At 41.4% G+C, this 25,435-nt stretch carries 20 protein-coding genes; 19 read left to right on the top strand and 1 reads right to left on the bottom strand.

The window, feature by feature from the left end:
• Window positions 1-17 precede the first annotated feature (17 nt).
• The 15 genes from AB5026_RS00390 to AB5026_RS00320 all read left to right on the top strand — a co-directional run bounded on the left by AB5026_RS00390 (window position 18) and on the right by AB5026_RS00320 (window position 19,076).
• Window positions 18-860 carry a fumarate hydratase gene (locus tag AB5026_RS00390; protein ID WP_015524694.1) on the top strand — a complete coding sequence of 281 codons (843 nt, stop codon included), beginning with the start codon at window positions 18-20 and terminating at the stop codon, window positions 858-860.
• 1 nt (window position 861) lies between these two features.
• Complete coding sequence (locus tag AB5026_RS00385; RefSeq protein WP_022426051.1) at window positions 862-1,425, top strand: Fe-S-containing hydro-lyase; 564 nt, start codon at window positions 862-864, stop codon at window positions 1,423-1,425.
• Between the two features lie 251 nt (window positions 1,426-1,676).
• Window positions 1,677-2,732 carry a Fic family protein gene (locus tag AB5026_RS00380; protein ID WP_161208510.1) on the top strand — a complete coding sequence of 352 codons (1,056 nt, stop codon included), beginning with the start codon at window positions 1,677-1,679 and terminating at the stop codon, window positions 2,730-2,732.
• 14 nt (window positions 2,733-2,746) lie between these two features.
• Entirely contained in the window at window positions 2,747-4,249 is a 1,503-nt protein-coding gene (locus AB5026_RS00375; protein WP_114002624.1) for a class I SAM-dependent DNA methyltransferase, read from the top strand.
• 49 nt (window positions 4,250-4,298) lie between these two features.
• On the top strand, window positions 4,299-5,468 hold the full coding sequence (locus AB5026_RS00370; RefSeq protein ID WP_173722401.1) for a restriction endonuclease subunit S: 1,170 nt from the start codon (window positions 4,299-4,301) through the stop codon (window positions 5,466-5,468).
• A gap of 15 nt (window positions 5,469-5,483) precedes the next feature.
• Window positions 5,484-5,945: a hypothetical protein gene (locus AB5026_RS00365; protein ID WP_173722402.1), complete on the top strand. Its 462-nt coding sequence runs from the start codon at window positions 5,484-5,486 to the stop codon at window positions 5,943-5,945.
• A gap of 48 nt (window positions 5,946-5,993) precedes the next feature.
• The gene (gene xerA, locus AB5026_RS00360) at window positions 5,994-6,962 is read left to right on the top strand and encodes a site-specific tyrosine recombinase/integron integrase (protein WP_015524701.1); all 969 of its coding nucleotides are present in this window, start codon (window positions 5,994-5,996) and stop codon (window positions 6,960-6,962) included.
• A 37-nt stretch (window positions 6,963-6,999) separates the two neighbouring features.
• Window positions 7,000-8,133 carry a restriction endonuclease subunit S gene (locus tag AB5026_RS00355; protein WP_368212590.1) on the top strand — a complete coding sequence of 378 codons (1,134 nt, stop codon included), beginning with the start codon at window positions 7,000-7,002 and terminating at the stop codon, window positions 8,131-8,133.
• A gap of 141 nt (window positions 8,134-8,274) precedes the next feature.
• On the top strand, window positions 8,275-9,210 hold the full coding sequence (rhuM, locus tag AB5026_RS00350; protein ID WP_021651421.1) for a RhuM family protein: 936 nt from the start codon (window positions 8,275-8,277) through the stop codon (window positions 9,208-9,210).
• Between the two features lie 28 nt (window positions 9,211-9,238).
• Window positions 9,239-12,586 carry a DEAD/DEAH box helicase family protein gene (locus tag AB5026_RS00345; protein WP_173723358.1) on the top strand — a complete coding sequence of 1,116 codons (3,348 nt, stop codon included), beginning with the start codon at window positions 9,239-9,241 and terminating at the stop codon, window positions 12,584-12,586.
• Between the two features lie 543 nt (window positions 12,587-13,129).
• Window positions 13,130-14,524 carry a magnesium transporter gene (gene mgtE, locus AB5026_RS00340; protein WP_015524706.1) on the top strand — a complete coding sequence of 465 codons (1,395 nt, stop codon included), beginning with the start codon at window positions 13,130-13,132 and terminating at the stop codon, window positions 14,522-14,524.
• Window positions 14,525-14,772: 248 nt separating this feature from the next.
• Window positions 14,773-16,164 carry an alanine/glycine:cation symporter family protein gene (locus tag AB5026_RS00335; protein WP_022427211.1) on the top strand — a complete coding sequence of 464 codons (1,392 nt, stop codon included), beginning with the start codon at window positions 14,773-14,775 and terminating at the stop codon, window positions 16,162-16,164.
• Window positions 16,165-16,299: 135 nt separating this feature from the next.
• Window positions 16,300-16,902 (top strand): bifunctional phosphoserine phosphatase/homoserine phosphotransferase ThrH, encoded by a 603-nt coding sequence (gene thrH, locus AB5026_RS00330; RefSeq protein ID WP_015524708.1) that lies wholly within the window; start codon window positions 16,300-16,302, stop codon window positions 16,900-16,902.
• Between the two features lie 16 nt (window positions 16,903-16,918).
• Window positions 16,919-17,767, top strand: a complete 849-nt coding sequence (locus AB5026_RS00325; RefSeq protein ID WP_118752953.1) for an alpha/beta hydrolase — start codon at window positions 16,919-16,921, stop codon at window positions 17,765-17,767.
• 202 nt (window positions 17,768-17,969) lie between these two features.
• On the top strand, window positions 17,970-19,076 hold the full coding sequence (locus AB5026_RS00320) for a DUF362 domain-containing protein (RefSeq protein WP_118752954.1): 1,107 nt from the start codon (window positions 17,970-17,972) through the stop codon (window positions 19,074-19,076).
• A 600-nt stretch (window positions 19,077-19,676) separates the two neighbouring features.
• Here AB5026_RS00320 and AB5026_RS00315 read toward each other — a convergent pair.
• The gene (locus AB5026_RS00315; protein WP_237971285.1) at window positions 19,677-20,264 is read right to left on the bottom strand and encodes an AAA family ATPase; all 588 of its coding nucleotides are present in this window, start codon (window positions 20,262-20,264) and stop codon (window positions 19,677-19,679) included.
• A 298-nt stretch (window positions 20,265-20,562) separates the two neighbouring features.
• On the opposite strand from AB5026_RS00315, the gene AB5026_RS00310 reads away from it, so the two are divergent.
• The 4 genes from AB5026_RS00310 to AB5026_RS00295 all read left to right on the top strand — a co-directional run bounded on the left by AB5026_RS00310 (window position 20,563) and on the right by AB5026_RS00295 (window position 25,396).
• A complete protein-coding gene (locus AB5026_RS00310) occupies window positions 20,563-20,937 on the top strand; it encodes a hypothetical protein (RefSeq protein WP_173740483.1) in 375 nt (124 codons plus the stop codon).
• A 69-nt stretch (window positions 20,938-21,006) separates the two neighbouring features.
• Window positions 21,007-23,052, top strand: a complete 2,046-nt coding sequence (locus AB5026_RS00305) for a M28 family peptidase (protein WP_237971284.1) — start codon at window positions 21,007-21,009, stop codon at window positions 23,050-23,052.
• Window positions 23,053-23,072: 20 nt separating this feature from the next.
• Complete coding sequence (locus AB5026_RS00300) at window positions 23,073-23,708, top strand: N-acetyltransferase (RefSeq protein WP_015524714.1); 636 nt, start codon at window positions 23,073-23,075, stop codon at window positions 23,706-23,708.
• Between the two features lie 11 nt (window positions 23,709-23,719).
• Window positions 23,720-25,396, top strand: a complete 1,677-nt coding sequence (locus AB5026_RS00295; protein ID WP_237971283.1) for an alpha-glucosidase — start codon at window positions 23,720-23,722, stop codon at window positions 25,394-25,396.
• The last annotated feature ends 39 nt before the right edge of the window (window positions 25,397-25,435 follow it).

Raw genomic sequence — 25,435 nt, 5'->3', positions numbered from 1 at the left:
AGCGAAAGGAGTCTATTATGAGAGAAATCGAAGTAAACAGACTTACAGAGATTATCGAAAAACTCTGTATCGAAGCCAATGAACATCTCCCGGAAGATGTGAAGGATGCTATCAAAACCTGCCGTGCCTGCGAGGACGGCGAGATCGCAAAAGGTGTCCTTGATAACATTATCGAGAATTTTGATATTGCGGACAGTGAGAATGTTCCGATCTGTCAGGATACCGGAATGGCATGCGTATTCCTTGAAATTGGCCAGGATGTCCACTTTACAGGCGGAGATTTAAATGATGCCATCAATGAAGGTGTACGCCGCGGATACGATAAAGGTTACCTGAGAAAATCCGTTGTCAAGGATCCGGTACGCCGTGGAAACACAGGTGACAATACACCGGCTATGATCTATACAGAGATCGTTCCTGGAGATCAGGTGAAAGTAACTGTAGGACCAAAAGGCTTCGGAAGCGAGAATATGAGCCAGATCCGTATGTTCAAGCCATCTGCAGGCCTTCAGGGAATCAAGGATTTCATTCTTGAGGTTGTAGAAACTGCAGGTCCGAACCCATGTCCGCCTATGGTAGTTGGTGTTGGTATCGGAGGAACTTTTGACAAATGTGCACTTCTTGCAAAGAAAGCGCTGATGCGTCCTCTGAATACAGAGAACCCGGATCCTTACTATGCAGATCTTGAGAAAGAGATGCTGGAGAAGATCAACAAGCTTGGTATCGGACCTCAGGGCTTTGGCGGAAAGACCACAGCTATCGGTCTGAACATTGAGACTATGCCTACTCATATCGCAGGTATGCCATGTGCAGTTAACATCAACTGCCATGTAACACGTCATAAAACGGAGGTGCTTTAATATGGAAAGAAGAAAGATCACACTGCCTCTGACAAGAGAGCTGGCAAGAACTCTCCATGCAGGCGACCAGGTTTTACTGACAGGAACCATCTATACATCCCGTGATGCAGGTCACAAGAGAATGTGCGAGGCCCTTGCAAAAGGAGAAAAGATTCCTTTTGACCCTACAGATGCTACTATTTACTATGTAGGTCCGACTCCGGCAAAACCAGGCGAAGTCATCGGCTCCGCAGGCCCTACAACCAGCGGCCGTATGGATGCCTATGCACCGACCATGATGTCCGTAGGCGCCAGAGGAATGATCGGAAAAGGTGCCCGCCTTCCGGAAGTCGTAGATGCAATGAAAAAATATGACGGCGTATATTTCGGAGCCATCGGCGGTGCAGGTGCACTTCTTGCAAAATGCATCAAAAAAGCAGAGCTTATCGCTTACGAAGACCTCGGAGCAGAAGCACTCCGCAAGCTTTATGTGGAAGACATGCCGCTTGTAGTCATCATTGACAGCGAGGGAAATAACCTCTACGAAGAGGGGCGTGCAGAGTACCTGAAAGACCATGCAGAATAATCTTTTGCTCTACAATATGATATTGTGATATATTTCAAAAAGGAATAAAAAAAGGATAAAAGTCCGACAGTAAATGCTGAAAATCCGTGCAGAAGCATTTATTGTTGGGCTTTTTAATTTTATCATTTCACTTTCAATTTAATCATTCTTGAGAAAATGATCAAATTAAAGTTGACAATGATAAGATTGATTTATATACTTGAAGTAAATAAAATCGAAAAAAGAGTGATAAAGAAGGTGATGAAAAATATATGAGACAGTTTGATTATCGGGAAAAGTGGAAAAATCTGTTGACTCCTGAAATTGTATCTTACCTGACACAGATACATGAATTTAAAGGAGAACAAACTCTTTTTATTGAGGCCAAAGCAGATACTCTTACACAATTAGTTGAAATCGCCAAGATTCAAAGTACGGAAAGTTCCAATAAAATAGAAGGTATTTATACATCAGATATCAGATTGCGGGAATTGGTAAAAGACAAAACAAGGCCAAGGACAAGAAATGAACAGGAAATTGCCGGATACAGAGATGTATTGAATACAATTCATGAAAGTCATGACCATATCCCACCAAAGTCTGCGATTATTTTACAGCTCCACAGAGATTTGTATAAATTTGAAAGCTACAATATTGGAGGGAAATATAAAACTGCGGATAATATAATTGAGGAAGAAGATTCCCGGGGAATAAAAAAAATACGGTTTAAACCAGTACCGGCCTGGGAAACACCGGAAGCAATGGAAGAACTATGCAGAGCATTTGAAGAGGCAATGGCAACAGGAGAAATAGATCCACTTCTTTTGATTCCAATGTTTATTCTGGATTTCCTATGCATACATCCGTTTAATGACGGCAATGGAAGAATGAGCCGTTTACTTACACTATTACTTTTGTACAGATCCGGCTATATTGTGGGAAAATATATCAGTATCGAGAGAATGATAGAAAATTCAAAGGAATTATACTATGAATGTTTAAGGGAAAGTTCTGAGAACTGGTATGAGAATAAGAATGATTATATACCATTTGTAAAATATATGCTTGGCGTTATCGTAGGAGCATACAGAGAATTTTCTTCAAGGATAAAATTGCTGATAACGCAGAATATATCAAAACCGGAGCGAATAGAAGAGATTATAAAAAATAATCCGGGTATAATTACAAAAAAAGAAATCGCAGAAAAATGTCCGGATATCAGTGTGGTAACGATACAGAGAACACTGGCAGAATTACTGACAGCAGAAAAAATTTTAAAAATCGGCGGTGGCAGGTATACGAAATATACCTGGAATAATGAACGATAGATGGGAGATAAAAAATGATCACTGGTGAATTAAAAAACAAAATAGATGGTTTATGGGATATATTTGCGGCAGGAGGACTTGTCAATCCACTGGAAGTAATCGAACAGATTACATACCTGATGTTTATTCATGATCTGGATGATTCCGATAATATGCGTGCAAGAGAAAGTGCAATGCTTGGCTTGCCATTTCAGAGTATTTTTTCCGGAGAAGTAAAAATAGGTGAGAGAACAATTGACGGAAGTCAGCTGAAATGGTCCGTATTCCATGATTTTCCGGCAGACAGAATGTATATGATCATGCAGGAATGGGTATTTCCGTTTATAAAAAATCTTCATAATGATAAAAACAGTGCATATTCCAAATATATGGACGATGCGATATTTAAGCTTCCGACACCACTCCTTTTATCCAAAGTGGTGGATTCTCTGGATGAAATTTACAAACTTATGAATGAAATCCAGACAGCAGATGTCAGAGGAGATGTATATGAATATCTTCTTTCAAAAATAGCTCAGTCCGGACGGAATGGACAGTTCCGTACACCAAGACATATTATCCGGATGATGGTTGAGATGATGGATCCGTCCAGTGATGAGATTATCTGTGATCCGGCATGTGGAACCTCCGGATTTCTGGTTGCAGCAGGAGAATATCTGAAAGAAAAAAGAAAAGAAGAAATTTTTTATGATAAGCAGAAAAAAGATCATTACATGAATCATATGTTCCATGGATATGATATGGACCGCACCATGCTTCGTATTGGAGCCATGAATATGATGACTCACGGAATAGAAAATCCTTATATTGAGTATCGGGACAGCTTATCTGATCAGAATGCAGATAAAGATCAGTATTCCCTTGTGCTGGCAAACCCACCTTTTAAAGGAAGCCTGGATGCAGAATCTGTTTCCGGAGATCTTCTTAAAGTTTGCAAGACAAAGAAAACAGAACTTTTATTTCTTGCTTTGTTCCTGAGGATTATGAAAATTGGAGGAAGATGCGCCTGTATTGTACCAGATGGTGTACTTTTCGGATCATCACGGGCACATAAATCCATCCGTAAGGAAATTGTTGAGAATCAGAGACTGGAAGCTGTAATATCCATGCCTTCCGGTGTATTTAAACCCTATGCAGGAGTATCCACAGCGATCCTCATTTTTACAAAAACAGAACACGGTGGAACAGATCAGGTATGGTTCTACGATATGAAAGCAGACGGATTCAGTCTGGACGATAAACGTACTCCGGTCACAGAGAATGACATTCCGGATATTATAGAGCGTTTCAAAAACCTTGATAAAGAAGCAGAACGGAAACGAACAGACCAGTCATTTATGGTACCGAAAAAAGATATTGTGGAGAATGATTATGATCTCAGTATCAATAAATACAAAGAAATTGAATACACCCCAGTGGAATATCCTCCAACATCAGAAATCATGGCCAATATCCGGGAACTGGAGCTGGAAATCGGAAAAGAAATGGATGAGCTGGAACGGTTGTTGGGATTATAGAAGAAAGGATGGCAGATTCGAAAATTCGGGTTTGTGTGGGAAGAATGATATGAGTGTACGGACTATTGATGAATGCTTTTATCAAATTCGAAACGGTGCCAATATAAAGCAGGGAGCAGTGGATGGAGGATATCCAATTACGCGTATAGAAACGACTGCAAATGACAGATTTAACCGTGATAGAATGGGATATGCAGGAATTACCGATATAAAAAAATATGAAAATTATGTTCTTCAGGATGGGGATTTGTTAATGTCGCATATTAATAGTACACAATATTTGGGAAGAACAGTACTTTATGAAAAACAAGGTGATGAAAAGATAATTCATGGTATGAATTTGCTTGGACTAAAGGCTAGAAGAGATATTATCATACCAGCTTATGCGAGATACTGTTTTTATTCTCAGCCGTTTAGAGAACAAATTGGAAGAATAACAAAAAAGTCTGTTAATCAAGCGAGTTTTGCAGTGGCAGATTTGAAAAAAATCAAAATTATTGTTCCTGATTTATCTGAACAATGTGAGGTTATTGACATTCTTAATAGAGTGAATCAAGTGATTGAAGATCGCCAGCGAGAACTTCGGAAGATGGATGACCTTATTAAAGCCCGATTTGTCGAGCTGTTTGGAGACCCTAGAAGTAATCCGTTTGGATTCGAGAAGAAGATGTTAAAAGATACGTGCAAAGTTATTACTGGCAATACACCTTCACGAGCAATAGCAGAATATTATGGTGATTATATAGAATGGATAAAGACAGATAATATTGTTTCTGGAATTCTTAATCCAACTCAAGCGACAGAGAGTTTGTCTGAAAAGGGTATGAATGTTGGACGTACAGTTGAAAAGGATTCTATTCTTATGGCTTGTATTGCTGGAAGTATAGCAAGTATTGGTAGAGTTTGCATTACAGATAGAATAGTGGCATTTAACCAGCAGATTAATGCAGTAGTACCTGAACAATACAATATTCTGTTTTTGTATGTGCTGCTTCAGATGTCCAAAGATTATCTTGTGGAAGATATAAATATGGCATTAAAAGGTATATTGTCTAAATCGAAGCTTGAGGAAAAAGAGTTTATTATTCCACCGATGGATTTGCAGGAACAGTTTTCCGACTTCGTCAAACAAGTCAACAAATCAAAAGTTAAAGTGCAAAAAGCACTGGATGAAACACAGAAGTTATTCGACAGTCTCATGCAACAGTACTTTGGATAGAAAGGGGAAGTTGTAGTGATAGGAGAAGGACGGGAAAGCAAAAAAGATAACGATTTATTTTACACATGCAGCCTGATTGATTACATTGCCAGGAAAACAAAGAATACACGGGCAGACGTTGTAAATAAACTTGGAAAGCAGAGAATTGATAAAATCTATGACCTGGCAGATATTTACCATTGTGACAACATTGACAGAGTCAGTGATGATTTTATTGAAGAAGCAGGAATACAAGAAGGAAATTTTGACAATGTAGGTGAGTGTAAATACAGCATCCCATCACATTGGGACATTGGAAAGGTATATAAGCGGCTGATAAAAATGGTTGCTGCAGATGAAAATATTGGAATCGTAGATGCTTTAATAAAAGTATACAATTCCTTTATCAGTGCAAAGATTGATAACTACAACAGCAGTGTATATTACGAAAATCCGGCATATATATTTGAATCGTACCGAGAAAACAAAATGCTATAAACAAAATGGTTGAAGGATGCTGGTATATTTTGAAAGGAGTATGCCAGCATGGAAGAAAAAATAGTGAAAATACTGAATGAAATGTCAGAATATCTGTCAATTACACAAATGAAAAAACTTCAGGAAGTAATCTTAAAAGTATGTGCAGAGAATGAAGCTGATAAAATGGAAATATCCAATACAGATTTTCTTGAAATGTTTTTGGATGCAAAGAAGATAGAAGGTTGTTCAGAAAGAACCATTCAATATTATAAAGTTACGGTAGAACATTTGTTATCCCATATTGAAACATCTGTAAGGAAGATTACAACAGAAGAAATACGGACATATTTGGCAGAATATCAGAAAAATAATAAATGTTCAAATGTTACGGTGGATAACATTCGAAGAAATATTTCCAGCTTTTTCTCCTGGTTAGAGGAAGAAGATTATATTTTAAAAAGTCCTATGAAACGGATTCATAAGATTAAAACTAAAACGGTAGTAAAAAGCGTTATTACAGATGAAGGGATTGAACGACTCAGGGATAACTGCAAAGAAATTAGGGATCTGGCAATTATAGATTTGCTATATTCTACAGGAATACGAGTAGGTGAACTGGTAAATCTGAATGTTGATGATATTGATTTGGAAGGGCGTGAGTGCATTGTATACGGAAAGGGAGACAAAGAGAGGCGTGTATATTTTGATGCAAAAGCGAAGGTGCATTTAAAAGAATACATTGCTCATCGAAAAGATAATAATTCTGCATTATTTGTAACTCTGGATGCACCACATGATAGATTAAAAATAAGCGGAGTGGAAATTCGTTTAAGGGAATTAGGAAAAAGAATTGATCTGGAACGTATTCATCCCCATAAATTTCGAAGAACCATGGCAACCAGAGCAATAGATAAAGGAATGCCAATAGAACAGGTGCAAAAAATATTAGGACATTCACAAATTGATACAACGATGCAGTATGCGATGGTGAATCAAAACAATGTCAAAACATCTCATCAGAAATTTATGAGCTGAATTTTATTCAAATTCGGGTTTGTGTGGGAAGAATGATATGAGTGTACGGACTATTGATGAATGCTTTTATCAAATTCGAAACGGTGCCAATATAAAGCAGGGAGCAGTGGATGGAGGATATCCAATTACGCGTATAGAAACGACTGCAAATGACAGATTTAACCGTGATAGAATGGGATATGCAGGAATTACCGATATAAAAAAATATGAAAATTATGTTCTTCAGGATGGGGATTTGTTAATGTCGCATATTAATAGTACACAATATTTGGGAAGAACAGTACTTTATGAAAAACAAGGTGATGAAAAGATAATTCATGGTATGAATTTGCTTGGACTAAAGGCTAGAAGAGATATTATCATACCAGCTTATGCGAGATACTGTTTTTATTCTCAGCCGTTTAGAGAACAAATTGGAAGAATAACAAAAAAGTCTGTTAATCAAGCGAGTTTTGCAGTGGCAGATTTGAAAAAAATCAAAATTATTGTTCCTGATTTATCTGAACAATGTGAGGTTATTGACATTCTTAATAGAGTGAATCAAGTGATTGAAGATCGCCAGCGAGAACTTCGGAAGATGGATGACCTTATTAAAGCCCGATTTGTCGAGCTGTTTGGTAATCCGCTTGATGGTACAGCTAAATATCCGATTCATCAAGTCGGAGAAGTTGCTAATTCAGTAGACCCACAACCAAGTCATAGAACACCACCGGTTGAAGAAGGTGGAATCCCTTATGTAAGTATCAAGGATTGCGATTATAAAACAGGTAAAATAGATTTCGAAGGTGCTCGAAAGGTCAGTCCTAAAGTGTTAGAAGAACATATGAATAGATATACTTTACATGACGGAGATTTTGTTGTTGGAAAGATTGGAACTATTGGTAATCCAGTGTTTGTTCCAGCACGTAATGACTATACATTATCTGCTAATGTAGTGTTGGTCCAACCTAATAGTGAATTAGTAAATCCGTATTTCTTGAAGTACTCATTTGAATCAGATTTTGTCGAAAGACAATTTGCTGAAGCAAAGAATTCCACTTCGCAAGCTGCATTTGGTATACAAAAAGTGAGGACAGTTGAAGTGATGAATCCAGATTTAGATGTACAAAGAGAATTTGAGATTTTTGTCAAACAAGTCAACAAATCAAAATTTATCAATCAGCTTTTATAGAAAATGGAATTATATATGTCACGATACAATCGAGAAAGTGAAATAAAGCAAAAGAAATGTTTTATGAAGACACATGAGAGAAATTGCTTACTGCGATGGGAATGAAATTTACAATGGTATATTTTCAGAAGAGGGTTAAATATGCAAAATGAAATAATCTTATTTGAAACTGCTGATAAGGAAATAAAATTAACTGTGTCTGTCAAAAATAATACCGTATGGCTTAATAGGAATCAGCTAGCTAAATTATTTGGAAGAGATGTAAAGACAATTGGTAAACATATTAATAATGCATTAAAAGAAGAACTGGATAATTCAGTTGTCGCAAATTTTGCGACAACTGCTTCAGATGGAAAAGTGTATCAAGTAGAACATTATAATTTAGATATGATTATTTCTATAGGCTATAGAGTCAAATCTAACAGAGGTGTAGAATTTAGAAAATGGGCAAATAATGTTCTGAAACAGTATATCCTACAAGGCTATGCAATCAATAAAAAAAGATTAGAAGCCTTACAGAGAACAGTAAATATTCAAACCAAAATGCTTGCATGTACTTTGGAAATAGATGAAGCAGAGGTGCTAAAAGCTGTTGATTTATATACAAATGCCTTGATGTTATTAGACCAGTATGATCACCAGTCGATTAAAAAGCCTGCAGGAAATAAAGCTATATACAGAATTACATACGAGGATTGTAGAAATATGGTGAATGCAATGGAAGATTCATTTCATTCGGATGTCTTTGGTGTTGAAAAAGAAACGGGGAAAGTTGAAGGTATTCTTGCAGCAATTTACCAAAATGTTTTCGGAGGAGAGGTTTATCCTTCTTTAGAAGAGAAAGCCGCTAATCTTTTGTATTTTATGATAAAAGATCATCCCTATGCTGATGGATGTAAGAGAATTGCTGCATCGTTATTTTTGGAATTTTTAGCTCGCAATGATGTACTCTACAAAGATGGACAGAAAAGGATAAGTGATGGTGCATTAGTAGCAATTACATTGATGATTGCAGAGTCAGATCCAAAAGAAAAAGATATTATGGTTAATTTGGTAATGAATTTATTGTCAATGTAAAGTGAAAGTAAAAGAGGGAGATTTCACAATGGTAACAAACTTTGATTATTTAAAAAATGAATCAAAATTCTCTGCATTTGCGAATGTTGCCATCTCTGCGGAGAAGATCATATTAGCAGATCCGGATGCGAGTATTCTTAACAGCCGCCGGGCTATGGAATTTGCTGTAAAATGGTTGTATTCTGTGGAAAACAGTTTGCAGATTCCGTACCAGGATAATCTTCATACTCTGATGAATGCAGAGGAATTCAGACAGTTAGTGGGACCGGATCTTTGGAAACGGATGGATTATATCCGCAGATGTGGAAACAGTGTGGCACATAGCAATAAAAAACCTGGCAGAGATGCAGCGATGCTGTGTCTTGAAAATCTGTCGATTTTTTTAGATTACGTTGCATATTGTTATGGAGAACAGTATCAGGAGCATCCATTTGACAAGTCGATTATTGATGGCAGAATTGAGAAGGCAAAGGCATCCAGGGAAACAGCCAGAAAAGCAAAGGAAACACTTCTGAAAGAACAAGAAAAAACTGCTCAGCAGGAACTGGATCTACAAAAACTGATGGCAGAAAATACTTTCCTCAGGGAAGAACTGTCCGCACGTCACGAGAAACAGCAGCAGACATATGTTCCGAAACCTCTGGATCTGTCTGAATATGAAACCAGAAAACTTTACATAGATTCCATGCTCATTGATGCAGGATGGACCCAGGGAAAAGACTGGTTAAATGAGATGACTGTGACAGGCATGCCGAATAAATCAGGAATTGGGCGTATTGATTATGTCCTCTATGATGATAGGAGTAAACCACTGGCAATTATAGAAGCAAAACGTACCTGTAAGGACATTGCTGAAGGCAGACAGCAGGCGAAACTTTACGCAGATTTATTGGAAAAGAAATATGAACGACGTCCGGTAATTTTCCTTACAAATGGTTTTGAAACACGGATCATAGACGGACAATATCCAGAAAGAAAATGTTCGGTTATTTATTCTAAACGAGATCTGGAGAAATGGTTTAACCTTTTGAGTATGCGGACAAGCCTGCAAAATATTTCTGTAGATAAAAAGATAGCAGACCGCTATTATCAGGAAGCCGCGATAAAAGCAGTATGCCAGAGCTTTGATGAAAAGAATCGGAGAAAAGCCCTGCTTGTTATGGCCACAGGTTCCGGAAAAACCAGAACAGTAATGGCTTTGTGCAAGGTACTGGTTGATGCGGGCTGGGTAAAGAATATACTTTTTCTGGCGGACAGAAATTCACTGGTAACGCAGGCGAAAAGAAATTTTGTAAACTGGATGCAGGATTTTTCCTGTACAAATCTGGTTGAAGAAAAGAATAATTATATGTCGCGATGTGTTTTCTCCACATATCAGACCATGATAAATTGTATTGATGTGATAAATGATAAAGAAGGAAAAGTTTTTACCTGTGGTCATTTTGATCTGATCATTTGTGATGAAGCGCACAGATCTATTTATAATAAGTATAAAGATATTTTTACATATTTTGATGCACTGCTTGTAGGACTTACTGCAACACCGAAAGATGAGATTGACAAAAATACATATGAAGTATTTGAACTGGCAAACGGGGATCCTACTTATGGATATGATCTGGCGCAGGCGGTTAAGGATGGATATCTGGTTGATTATCTGTCAGTAGAATCCAGGGTAAAATTTATTGATCAGGGAATTGTATATGATGAACTTTCAGAAGCAGATAAAGAAATCTATGAAAATACTTTTGAAGACGAAAATGGAAAGCTTCCGGAAGCGATAAATTCGGCTGCATTGAATACCTGGATTTTCAACGAAGATACAATTAAAAAAGTTCTTCATGTCCTGATGAGAGATGGAATTAAAATTGAATATGGACAGAAGATTGGAAAAACAATTATTTTTGCGAAAAATCATGATCATGCGGAAAAAATCCTTGAGATTTTTAATAAGGAATATCCGCATTTAAAGAATTACGCCATGGTGATCGATAACAGAATGAAATATGCACAGAGTGCAATTGATGAGTTTTCAGATCCGAAAAAACTACCGCAGATCGCAATTTCTGTAGATATGTTAGATACCGGAATTGATGTACCTGAAGTTCTTAATCTTGTATTCTTTAAGAAAGTTATGAGTAAAGCAAAATTCTGGCAGATGATCGGACGAGGAACAAGACTATGCCCGGGATTGTTGGATGGGGAAGATAAGAAAAAGTTTTACATTTTTGATTTCTGTGGGAATTTTGAGTTTTTCCGAATGAATAAAGGAAAGGCAAGCGCAAATCTGATGGCGTTGCAAAGTGCAGTTTTTAATCTTCAGTTTGAGATTTCGTACAAGCTTCAGGATATTAAATATCAGACAGATAAATTAACTGCGTACAGGACTGCACTTGTAAAGCACATGACTGAAAAAATAAAAGAGCTCCCAAGAGATAGTTTTACAGTTCGCCAACATTTGAAATATGTAGAATTATATTCAGAAGAGTCGAACTATCAGATGCTTACTTATGAAGATACTTTACTTGTACGGGAAGAGGTTGCACCCTTGATTTTGCCTGAAAGTGATGAAGTAACAGCAGTACGTTTTGATGCACTTATGTATGGAATAGAACTTGCATCTCTGGTTGGAAAGAAATATACAAGTGCGCGAAAAGATCTTTTAAAAAAGGTTTCCGGAATTGCCGGAGTGGCAAATATACCGGAGATTCAGGCACAGACAGAGCTGATCGATCAGATTTTGCACACAGATTATGTGGAAAATGCAGGAATTGATGAATTTGAAAATATCAGGAAAAATCTGAGAGATCTTATGAAGTATATTCCGGATAAGAGCAGGAATAAATATATGACCAATTTTACAGACGAAATTCTTTCAACGGAATGGAAAGAAGCAGAATTGGAAAACAATGATCTGGAAAATTATAAGGTACGAGTAGAATATTATGTCCGACAGCATCAGGATAATTATGTGATATCAAAGCTGAAAAAGAATCAGCCACTTACAGAAAAAGATGTAGATGAACTGGAAAAAATTCTCTGGAGAGAGCTTGGTACAAAAGAGGATTATGAAGCAGAATTTGGCAGAAAGCCATTGGGAGAATTTGTCAGAGAAATGGTAGGTCTTGATATGAATGCAGCAAAGGAAGCTTTTTCAAAGTATCTTGAGGATGTAAATCTGGACAGCAGGCAGATTTATTTTGTAAATCAGATCATTGAGTATATTGTTCATAATGGAATGATGAAGGATCTTTCTGTTTTGCTGGAATCTCCGTTTACGGATCGTGGGAGCATTTCGGAAATCTTTACAGATATGGGTGTTTGGCTTGGAATAAAAAAAGTCATTGATACGATCAACGCAAATGCTGCTGCATAAACATCCACCTCTGTAAAACATAAAATTTCAACCGGATTTACAATAAATTTAACCATAAATCCGGTTGACAAAACCCGGCCGGGAACGTTATAATGGCCGGGTTGATAAAAAAATTAAGAAAAAAAGGCAGGTGAACAGAATGGACAGTTGTGATTCTCATGGGCGAAGTTGTAGCTCTCGGAGTGAAAGATGGAAAGAACAGAGAGGGATGAGAATGTTCCATTCTGTTTTAAGTGTACAGAATATCTGTGAGAATATTATATCTATATATCAGAAGGATATATTTGACAGGATGTATCGGTGTCATCAGAATCTGTACGATATTATTACATTATAATTGTTGCAGGATTATAATAGATATCTTTTTCATTCTTCTCATTCTGAGAATCTTACAGTAAGGCGATCATGTATAAATTCATTTCGCTTTATACTCAAATCCCAAGGAAACACAATCGAAAATCAAACAGCACATAGACATGCGCTTTAACATGTCTGTTTTTGGTGTGCGTGTTTTGTGCGAAACTATGTGAGGAGGATGAGAAAATGACAAAAAGAAATCAGGATTTTTCAAAAGATATTCTGAGTCTGATCCGAAGCAGTGTTTCTCCGGCAGTTTTAAGTGAAAGGCTGCAGGATTTCCACGAAAACGATCTGGCGGAAGTATTAAGAGAATTAAGCACTGCGGAGCGCAGCAGACTATACCGTATCCTGGAAAGCAGTATGCTGGCAGATGTTTTTGAATATCTGGAGGAAGAAGAAACTGTACAATATCTGGAAGAGATGGATGTAAAAAAAGCGGCAGCCATTCTTTCCAAAATGGAAACCGATGCCCTGGCAGATGTTTTAAAGCAGATCGATAAAGAAAAACGCAAGCTTCTGATCCAGCTTCTGGATGAACAGGTGCGGAAAGATATTGAAATGATCCGCTCCTTTGATGAGGATGAGATCGGAAGCAGAATGACAACGAACTGCATTGTGATCCGTGAAAACCTGACCGTAAAGCAGGCCATGAGTGAGCTGGTTTCCCAGGCGGCAGATAATGATAATATTTCTACGATCTTTGCAGTGACGGACAGAGGGGAGTTTTATGGAGCCCTGGATCTGAAGGATCTGATCACAGCAAGACAGGACCACCCTATGGAAGAGCTGATCGTAACTTCCTATCCATATGTGTATGGTACTGAGCAGATCGACGACTGTATGGAACGGCTGAAGGATTATTCTGAAGATTCCATTCCTGTATTGGACGATGACAATCGTTTCCTTGGAGTGATCACATCCGCAGGGATCATCGATCTGGTAGACGATGAGATGGGAGAGGATTATGCAAAGCTGGCTGGTCTGACTGCAGAGGAAGATCTGAAAGAACCTCTTTTTGAAAGCATGAAAAAAAGAATGCCTTGGCTGATCGTTCTTCTGGGCCTTGGTATGGTGGTATCTTCTGTTGTGGGAATGTTTGAAAAAGTAGTTACCTGTCTGCCGATCATCATGTGCTTTCAGTCTCTGATCCTGGATATGGCAGGAAATGTTGGAACCCAGTCCCTGGCTGTAACCATCCGTGTACTGATGGATGAAACGCTGACGGGCAGACAGAAAGCAGAGCTTGTGCTGAAGGAAATGCGGATTGGTCTTTGCAACGGTGGTTTGCTCGGCATTCTGTCTTTTGTACTGATCGGATTGTATATTTTCTTATTCAAAGGAAAAACACTCGTATTTGCCTATGCGGTATCCGGCTGTATCGGATTATCCCTGCTGGTGGCCATGCTGGTATCCAGTGCAGTGGGAACCTGCATACCGCTGTTTTTCAAAAAGGTTGGTGTGGATCCGGCAGTAGCCTCAGGTCCTCTGATCACTACGATGAATGACCTTGTAGCCGTGATAACATACTATGGAATGAGCTGGATATTCCTGATCGAGATGTTCCACCTGGCTGGCTGAGAGTAAAATGCAGCTATGCTCATAAAAATAGACAGATATCAGAAATCTGTCGAATAACAGAAAAGTTACCAATACAAAAAAATTCCGGATCGAAAGATTCGGGATTTTTCTTTACATACAAACAGAAAGCTATTATAATGAAAGACACGCTTTGCCCGTTTAAAACGTTGCAGAAATAAATACAAACAACGGGCAGAAAAAGAGAACAAAACGATCACATGGGGTGATTTGGGAAAGGAAACAGTAACATGATAGTAACAATGATCGAAAAGGTCTATACATTTCTGTGGGGAGATCTGATAAGGATCCCGCTTCCGGGAGGAAGTACGCTGGGAATCTCACTTCTGATCCTGCTTCTGATTCCGACCGGTATCTATTTTACCATTAGGACAAAGCTTCTGCCGATCCGTCTTTTTCCGGATATGGTACGAGCCCTGTCAGAAAAGAAAAGTGACAAAAATAATCTTTCAGCATTTCAGACGCTGATCGTATCTACAGCTACCCGTGTGGGAATGGGAAACCTGGTCGGTGTGGTAGCTGCGATCTCAGCAGGAGGTGCAGGAGCGGTATTCTGGATGTGGATCACGGCGCTGATCGGTTCCTCTACTGCTTTTATCGAAGCAACCCTGGCACAGCTCTATAAAGAAAAGGATCCTCTTTATGGTGGCTACAGGGGCGGTCCTGCCTACTATATCCACCGTTACTGGGAAGAAAAACAGGGCAGAAAACGAAAAAAGGTTCTGCTTTCCGTTCTGTTTGCCATTTCCGGCCTGATCTGCTGGTGTGGGATCAGTCAGGTTATCAGCAATTCCGTCACGGCGTCTTTCAAAAATGCTTTTGATATTCCGCCGATGTATACTACCATCGTGCTGGTAGTGATCGCAGCTGTGATCGTGCTTCGGAAGAATGCAACGGTTAAAGTTCTGGATCTTCTGGTGCCGGTGATGGCAGTGCTTTATTTTGTGATCACGCTGTTTATTATATTTACAAATCTTGGAAGTATGCCGGGAGTATTTAAACGGATTTTTGAAGAAGCTTTCGGATTTCGTCAGGCTGTTGCCGGCGGATTTGGCGTCGTGCTGATGAACGGAGTAAAAAGAGGTCTGTTTTCCAATGAGGCGGGAAGCGGCTCCGCTCCCTGTGCAGCAGCGGCAGCAGAATGTGACAGTCCGGTAAAAGCCGGATTTGTCCAGGCCCTGGGTGTATTTGTGGATACGATCGTGATCTGCAGCTGTACAGCTATGATCATGCTTCTGGCCCCGGAAGATCTGGTACAGGGGCTTTCCGGAATGGAACTTCTTCAGACTGCCATGCATTATCATATGGGACAGTTTGGAGTGATCTTTATTGCTGCAACACTGTTTATGTTCAGCTTTTCCACATTCCTGGGAATCCTGTTTTATGCAAGAGGCAATGTGGCCTATCTTTTCGGTGATAACTGGGGTTCACAGACAGGATATAAGGTGCTGGCACTGGTGATGCTGTTTATCGGTGGGATCGCGGCTTACACATTTGTATGGGATCTGGGAGATGTAGGAATCGGCTTGATGACGATCTTTAATATTTTCATGCTGTATCCTCTTGGGGAAAAAGCACTGAAAGAGCTGAAGATCTATGAATCGGAAAAGAAGAAAAAATAAAACTGTTTACAGACCTTGAGAGCATATGGTAATATCAGGGTAAAGCGCTAAAAGATTAAAGAGTTCTGACAGCCGGAAGGAGTCAGACTCTGTGAAATATCAACGGTAAGTTGGATCAAGAGGAGGATATGAAAGATGTATATTACATGTCTGGACGTAGAAGGTGTACTGGTACCGGAGATCTGGATCGCATTTGCAGAGGCAAGCGGAATCCCGGAGCTCAAGAGAACAACTCGTGATGAGCCGGATTATGATAAGCTGATGAACTGGAGACTTGGAATTCTGAAAGAACATGGTCTGGGACTGAAAGAGATCCAGGAGACTATCGCAAAGATTGATCCCCTTCCGGGAGCAAAGGAATTTCTGGATGAGCTGAGATCCTTTTCCCAGGTGATACTGATCAGTGATACATTTACACAGTTTGCAACTCCACTGATGGAGAAGCTTGGACGGCCGACACTTTTCTGTAATTCCCTGGAAGTAGCAGAGAACGGAGAGATCACAGGCTTTAAGATGCGCTGTGAAAAATCCAAGCTGACAACTGTGAAGGCACTGCAGTCCATGGGATTTGAGACTATCGCAAGTGGAGATTCCTACAATGATCTTGGAATGATCCAGGCAAGCAAAGCAGGCTTCCTCTTCCGCAGTACAGAACAGATCCGTGCAGATCATCCGGAAATTCCGGCTTACGAAGAGTACGATGAACTTCTTGCAGCGATCAGAGAAGCAATGAAATGAAGAAGGGAAAGTCGGAATGATCAACGAAAGAATTGTGATCGAAGAAAAAACAAAGGACTATAATGAGGCATGGATAGAGACCTATTTCTGGCAGGAGTCGGAAGAACTCTATCCGGGGCAGAAGCGTCCGGTCATAGTGATCTGTCCGGGCGGAGCTTATGGCATGACTTCAGACAGAGAGGCAGAAGCCATTGCTGTCCGGTTTATGGGAATGGGCTATCACGCAGTGGTGCTTCGTTACAGTGTGGCACCTGCCAGATATCCGGTGGCCCTCCGTCAGCTGGCAAAAACAGTAGCTCTTCTCAGAGAGAACAGCGATAAGTGGCATATTGAAAAGAATAAGATCATTGTGTCCGGCTTTTCAGCAGGAGGCCATCTGGCAGCTTCTTTGGGAGTATTCTGGAATACGGAGGAGCTTGCAGGGATCACGGGAATGGAAAACGAGAGGATCCGTCCCAATGGTATGATCCTGAATTATCCGGTGATCACTTCAGGGGAAGCTGGTCATGAAGAAAGCTTTCGAAATCTTCTGGGAGATCGTTATGAGGAGCTGAAAGATCGGATGTCTCTGGAATTTCAGGTTACGGAAGATACACCCAGAACCTTTATCTGGCATACCTTTGAGGATCAGACGGTGCTGCTGGATAATACACTTCTCTTTGTTCAGGCACTCTATAAAAAGGGCATTCCAGTGGAGTATCATGTTTTTCCGCAGGGACCCCATGGGATCGGCCTGGCAAATGAGCTGACTGCCAACGAAAACGGCAGAGGGATCGCAAGAGCCTGTGAACCATGGAGTGAGCTTGCAGGAAAATGGCTGAACCGAGAATTCCCATGGTGGAACGGGGCAAAGATCGAAAGATAATACGAGACTGCTGTGTCGGATAAAATATCCTTTTTACCGGGAAACCGGTAGAGAGGGTATTTTTTATGATTGTGATGCATGTGATGACTGCTGTATTTGTCGGCTGTTTTGTCTGGCTCATCTGATGATAAAAGCTTTGCAGGGCTTTGGTGTGGATCTGGATCAACATTCACATTGCAGAAAGAAAGGAATTTTGATAATTATGGATAAAAATCAGATTTTTATTACCAGTGGTACGGAATATAAAAGAATGACAAAGGAGCTTCTGGAAAAAGCGGATCTTCAGTCCCATATCGGGGACAGAAAGAAAAAGATCGGGATCAAGCCGAATCTGGTTTCTCCTTCAGAGGCTTCTTGGGGTGCAACGACTCATCCGGAAGTGGTTGCAGGAATTATCGAGTATCTGAAGGAGCATGGCTTCCGGGATATGGTGATGCTGGAGGGATCCTGGGTAGGAGATAAGACAAGGGAGGCCTTTGAGACCTGTGGCTTTGACAGGCTTGAGGAAGAGTATCAGGTGCCGTTCTGGGATATGCAGAAGGATAAGGGTATTTCTGTGGACTGCGGCGGAATGGAGCTGAATGTCTGTGAGCGGGTAAAGGAGCTTGATTTTCTGATCAATGTGCCGGTTCTGAAAGGCCATTGTCAGACAAAGATCACCTGTGCCCTTAAGAATATGAAGGGGTTGATCCCAAATAAGGAAAAGAGACGGTTTCATTCTCTGGGGCTTCATAAACCCATTGCTCATCTGAATATGGGGATACAGCAGGACTTTATTGTTGTGGATAATATCTGCGGGGATCTGGATTTTGAGGATGGCGGAAATCCTGTCGTGATGAACCGGGTGATGGCTGCCTGTGATCCGGTTCTTGTGGATGCATATGTGTGTCAGATGATGCATTATGAGGTAGCTGAGGTTCCTTATGTGAAGCTGGCAGGTGAGCTTGGCGTGGGCTGCTCAGATATTTCCAAAGCAGATGTCAGATTTCTGGAGGATGGTGCGGATCAGAGGATGCCGATATCCAGAAAGGTTGTGGAGCTTGCGGATGCCGTAGAGGAAGTGGAATCCTGCAGTGCCTGCTACGGGTATCTGATCCCGGCATTGGAGATGCTGAAGGAAGAGGGGCTTTTTGAGAAGCTGGATGAAAAGATCTGCATCGGACAGGGGTATCGTGGTAAGACGGGAGTGCTTGGTGTGGGACACTGTACCTGTAAGTTTCAGAATTATGTGGAGGGGTGTCCGCCGCTGGAGGGGGATATATATGAGTTTTTGAAAGAGTATATTGGTGAACGGACGCCGGGGAAGTGACAGTCCTCCGGGCCGGACTCCGTCGGGGGATGCTGCTAAGGTTCCGTGAGCCGGCTAAAACCATTGCGGAAGGGCCCAGAACTCGCCTTCGGCTCAAACAGCTGGGCCCTTCCGCAATAACGCCGTCTCCCGCAACCTAACCATCATCACCCCTCCTCCGTAGCAGCCCGGAGGACTGTCACTTCCCCGGCTGACGTTTCAGACGGAGAGGTGGAAGCGGACGCGTGGTGTCCTGTCCTTACGTTTTGATGAGTTGAGCGTCCGCAGTTGGAGATGTGGGAAGGATAGCGTCTGGTCAATAAATATTTTGGTGTTGCTCAATGTGTTGGAATGGTGGGAAGGATACGTCTTCTTGTTGAAAGGTGTTATGCCGATGAGATCGGCACAGCCTGGCGTTTTAAACAAACGCAGAATCCATCGCCCTGTCAGTAACGTAACATGACCAAAACGTACGATTTCTAGCGGGGCCTGAGGGAAGGGGTGCAGGGGAGGGGAAACGGCCTTTCGCAACTACGAGTGCTTCCCCTCCCCTGCGGTTTCACTTACGCTTCCAAAGCGTAAAAACATTTTTCAGAAAAGAATTTTCAGAAAAAAAGAATCCTAAAGACATCTCTTTACAATCTCAATAATCTGCTCCATAGAAAACCGGCTGCTGTCAATACAGAGATCATACTGTGTCATATCCAGCCATTTGCTGTCTGTAAAGTATTCATAGTAAGCTTTTCTCTCTTTATCCATTTTTTTGACCAGCTTCCGTGCGCTGGCTTCTTCTCTGCTGGTACGGCGTATCACATTCTGAACTCTTTCCTCAAAAGGTGCATGGATAAAAAGTTTAAGTGATTTATCCTTCAGGATATTGGTCGCACAGCGGCCGACAATTACGCAGTCCTCTCTCTGCGGAAGGGACAGGATGATCTTTCTCTGGAGATCATAGAGCACATCGTTCATTGGTACAAAAGAGAAATTATCTGTAAACTGCAGCTCACTGTCAACGGGAAATACCCACTGACTGGCTTTTTTCTCGTCTACCTTTGCCAGGGTGTCGAAGGGGATATTGTTTTTCTTGGCAGCCATGTCGATCAGTTCTTTATCATAAAAACCGATGTCCAGGTTTTCAGCCAGAGTCTTGCCGATAAGGCGTCCGTTGCTTCCAAACATACGATTGATGGTGATAATACGTTTTGCCATAAAGATACCTCCTTTATCTCGGACCGGAAGCAGGAATATCTGATTTCCGGTAGTTTTTCTTATTTCTTTTATAACATATTTCGGTAAAAAATACCAGAAAATAATATATAATTTTTAAAATAATATTTAATATATACAAAAAATAATGGTAGCAGACAGAAAATATAATTAATTATTTGTATTTGTATATAAAAAACAGGATGCCTTTTTCACAGATCACACAAAGACTTTACACATTTTTTTTAAAATATTTTTAAAACAGAGAGAACATACACAGCATATTTGGAGGTTAAGGAAAATGAAACGACGGTGTAAAAGGCTTATGGTGATCATCCCGGTGGCGGCTGTCTGTGTGGCAGGTGCGGGAACTGTGGGATATTTTAAAGTGGCGCATACGAAGCTGGCGCAGAAAACAGCAGCGAAAACGCAATCGGCGGAGGCGAAAAAAGGGAACCTTTCCAAGACGAGTGTGGGTACCGGTAAGCTGGATCTGGCAGAAAATGCGTTTACAGAGCTCCTGATGGAACGCTTTGAGCAGGACGAAGACGCTTTTTCCATTGTGGATCAGTCAGAGATCATGGAAGCCATGTTCGGTGTCACCAACACCATGTCTCTGATGATCAGAACAAATCGCGTTTTTTTATCTGGAAATCCGCACATTGATAAGGTATAATCTATAACAGTTAGAGGAATATCTCTGCCGGGAGGACGGAACTGCCGGCAGGGAACTGCCGAGAAAGGGATGACAGTAAATTTGAACATCGTGGAGAAATGTGTTTCATGCCTGAATATAAAAGAATCTTATGATCTGGCCAGGCGCATGGAACAGGAAAAAACAAATCCGGTTCTGGGATACCGTACAGCAGGCTCCCTGGCAGAGCGAAAAACCGGAGATATGCTTTTGGAAGAAATGAAAAAAGCCGGTCTCACACAGGTAGAAAAAGATAAGATCCGTGTGGATGCATGGGAATTTAAAAAAGCTGTGATGCGCTGCCATGACAGAGAGGGAACCTGCCGGGAGATCCAGCTTGGCGCATATCAGACAGATTTTAAGACCAATGGCTTTCAGAGGTTTGATCTTGTATATCTTGGAAAGGGTACAGCTGACGAATATAAGGATATCAATGTGAAAGGAAAGCTGGTTCTTATCGAGATCAATCAGAGAGAAGAATGGTGGATCAACTACCCGGTGTATCAGGCACACCTGAAGGGTGCAGCAGCTCTGATCGCTGTACAGAGCAGAGGATACGCACAGATCGATGATACGGCTTTGAATGCACAGGATATCGCAGGACCTTCCTGTGCGCCTGCATTTTCCATGTCACGGGCAGATTTTCTTATGATCCGTCAGCTGATGGAGGAAAAAAATGAGAATGGGAATCGTGTTCCGGAGCTTTCCGTGGAATTTGATGCGGACACAGAGGTGATCAAAGACCAGTATACCTACAATATCGTTGGCAAAATCCCGGGAACCGATTCGGATTCCATGATCCTGTTAAGTGCTCACTATGATTCCTATTTTGAGGGATTTCAGGACGATAATGCGGCAGTGGCCATGATCATTGGAATTGCCAGGGCGCTGCTCCGTGGTGGCTATAAACCTCGCCATACTATTGTGGTATGTGCTCTTGCAGCAGAAGAATGGGGGATTTCCGACACAAAATATGACTGGTCCACAGGTGCTTACCGCCAGGTATTTGAGGCGAGACCGGAGTGGCAGGGGCACGTGATCGCAGATCTGAATTTTGAGCTTCCGGCTCATGCACACAGTACCAGAGATGCAGTACGATGTACCTATGAGTATGCGGATTTTGTGCGCAGCTTCGTGGATGCTGTGCAGATGCCGGAGGGGATTTATCCGGAGGGCATGACCACGTTGTATCCCATTGAAACCTGGTCTGATGATTTTACCATGGCTATTTCCGGGATCCCGTCCATGGTCAATGATTTCAGCGGTGGCCCGTTTATGGAAAATTATTATCATTCCCAATACGATAACCAGGATGTTTATGAGGAAGAGGTATACAGATTCCATCATGAATTTTATCTGAAACTTCTTCTGGCTATTGACAGCCTTGCTCTGCCGCCAATGGATTTCGGGCGGGTACTGGACCAAAGTATTAAGACCCTGGATACGGATCTGTGTATGCAGACCGGCGCCGACAGTACACTCCTTCTGAAAAAAACAGAAGAGGCAAAAAAAGCGGCTGCCATCCTTGCAGAGCAGGTACGGCACTTCAACAGCCTTCCGGAAGAAAAACGTGACTGGAAAAAAGCCGATGCCATTACCGAAAAGCTTCTCGGTGTATTCCGAAAATCCCAGGATTATCTGGTACGTCTGGACTGGGATGACAATGTGATCTTTCCGCAGCAGGCAGTGCAGAACAATCTTTATGCACTGAAGAAAGCGATGGGATATCTGGAAAAAGGAGAGATCGCACCTGCGCTGGAGGCTTTTTACAGTATTGACAACAACTGTTATGCCTTTCAGTTTGAGCGGGAAGTCTTTTATCATTTTACGGAATATATCTTGAAGCAGTCCCCGGATCGCCTGATGTGGGGAAAGGGCAGGATCATCCATCATGAGAACCTTTATGATCTTGTGGAAAGGCTGAAGGAAAAGAAGCCGGGTGACAGTCTGGAGGCGGAAAAGCAGAGCCTCAAGGAAGCCTGGGAAAGACAGAAGCGTTATTATGCCGATGATATTGAATATCTGATCCGTGCAGCGGAAAAGCTCAGGAATCTGATCTGCGAGGTCAGTGATATGTTTGAAAAAGGAACAGAATAAAACCATACCTGGAGGAAAGAATGGAAAGCCATAATTTATACCGAGTGAAAGAAGAAGATCTGGATAAGCTGATCCGGATATTGACCGTATGTTTTTCGGAGGATCCTCTGTATCATGCACTGATCCCGGACAGGGATACCAGAGAACGGCTGATGCCGGAGCTTTTTACCTGTGATCTTACGGAGTTTTTTGAGACCTGCGAGATTTATGCAGACAGCAGTGAGTTGAACAGTATCCTGGTAGTATCCGACGGAACGGAGCATGAAGCAGCCTTACATAATCTGATGGTGGATTTTTTTGCCCTTCTGAAAACAGATGGCTATCTGATCAAAGAGGATCCAAGTCTTGCGACCCTGCGGAAATTCATCCAGGGAAAAGACTATCTGAATTCCAGCTGGACTTCCCAGCTTCATACAGCAGAAAGGCTTCATGTGATCTATCTGGCAGTGGCGCCGAAGATGCAGCATCACGGTCTTGCTGAAAAGCTGATGGATGAGGTGATCGATTATGCGGACAGGCATAAGCTGATGATCTCTCTGGAAACCCATAATCCGGCAAATGTTTCCATGTATGAGAAATTCGGATTTAAATTATACGGCATTGTACAGAAAAAAGGATTTGATCTGAAGCAGTACTGCATGATCAAACAGGCATAGGAGGAATTACGATGAAACGAAAATGGTGGCATGACAAAGTGGTATATCAGATATACCCCAAGAGCTTTTATGATTCCAACGGAGACGGGATCGGAGACATCCCGGGAATCATCAGCAAGCTTGATTATCTTAAGGAACTGGGAGCAGATATCCTCTGGCTTTCCCCAATCTATAAATCTCCCCTTGCAGACCAGGGATATGACATTGCAGATTATTATGCGATTGATCCGAGGTTTGGGACCATGGAGGATATGGATCGTCTGATCGCAGAAGCAAAAAAAAGAGAAATGTACATCCTTATGGATCTGGTGGTAAATCACTGCTCCGATGAGCATGAGTGGTTTCAGCAGGCCATTAAGGATCCGGACGGAAAGTATGGAAATTTCTTTTATATCCGGGACAAAAAGGATGATAAAGTTCCCTGCAACTGGAGAAGCTATTTCGGTGGTCCGGTATGGGAAGAGCTTCCGGGACATCCGGATAAACAGTATCTCCATGTATTCCACAAGAAGCAGCCGGATCTCAACTGGGAGAATCCTGAAGTAAGAGAGGAAGTCTACAAAAACATCCGCTGGTGGATGGAAAAAGGGCTTGGCGGATTCCGTATTGATGCCATTATCAATATCAAGAAGAAGCTTCCGTTTTCCGATTATCCTGCCGATCGTGCAGATGGGCTCTGCAGCGTCGGGAGGATGCTGGAGGAGGCAGAAGGGATTGGAGAATTTCTGGGAGAGATGGCTGAGAAGTGCTTTCATCCCTATGATGCTTTTACTGTAGGAGAGGTCTTCAATGAAAAGGAAGATGAGATCAAAGATTTTATCGGAGAAAACGGATATTTTTCATCCATGTTTGATTTTGAAGAAACCTGTTACGGAAAGAGCGAGGATGGCTGGTATGCATCCAAACCGTACCTGACTCCGGAAGAGTACAAGAAGTGTATTTTCCATACGCAGAAAAAGATTGGGGATACCGGCATGATCTCCAACATTATTGAGAATCATGATGAGCCAAGAGGTGTCTGTCACTATATTTCTCCGGAAGACCGCTGTCCGGATTCAAGGAAGCTCCTGGCAGGTGTTTATTTTCTGCTGAAGGGAATTCCGTTTATTTATCAGGGGCAGGAGATCGGTATGGAAAATATGGAGTTTACTTCTATGGATCAGATCGATGACATCAGTACCATCGATGAATACCAGGTAGCGCTCCGTGCCGGATGCAGTGAAAAAGAAGCGCTTGATGCTGCTTCCGCATTTTCCAGAGACAATGCCAGAACTCCGGTACAGTGGAGCGCAGAGAAAAATGCGGGATTTTCAGAAGGAGAGCCGTGGCTTGGGGTTAATCCGAATTATAAGGAGATCAATATAGAGTCTCAATTAACGGATAGTAACTCCCTCCTTTCTTTCTACAAAAAGCTGACTGCATTGAGAAAAGCTCCGGAATATAAAGAAACGCTTGTATACGGAACATTCGCTCCATATCAGGAAGAACAGAAGAATCTGATCGCATATACAAGAAACGGTGAGAAAAATCTTCTGATCCTGGGAAATATGCAGGCACAGTCACAGAAGGTATCTTTGCCGGGAGAAGTAAAAGAGGTGCTTCTGAATAATCAGAAAGCTGTGGAGATCACAGAAAAAGAAATCATTTTGAAACCGTATCAGTTTATCGTTCTGGAGACCGCTGACTGATGCGGCATCAGAACAGCAGAGAAAAAAACAATAGCTATT

The organism is Blautia sp. RTP21359st1_E11_RTP21359_211015, from assembly GCF_040910705.1.
GTDB classification, from domain to species: Bacteria; Bacillota; Clostridia; order Lachnospirales; family Lachnospiraceae; genus Blautia_A; species Blautia_A fusiformis.
This window is presented reverse-complemented; position numbering and strand designations above follow the sequence as displayed.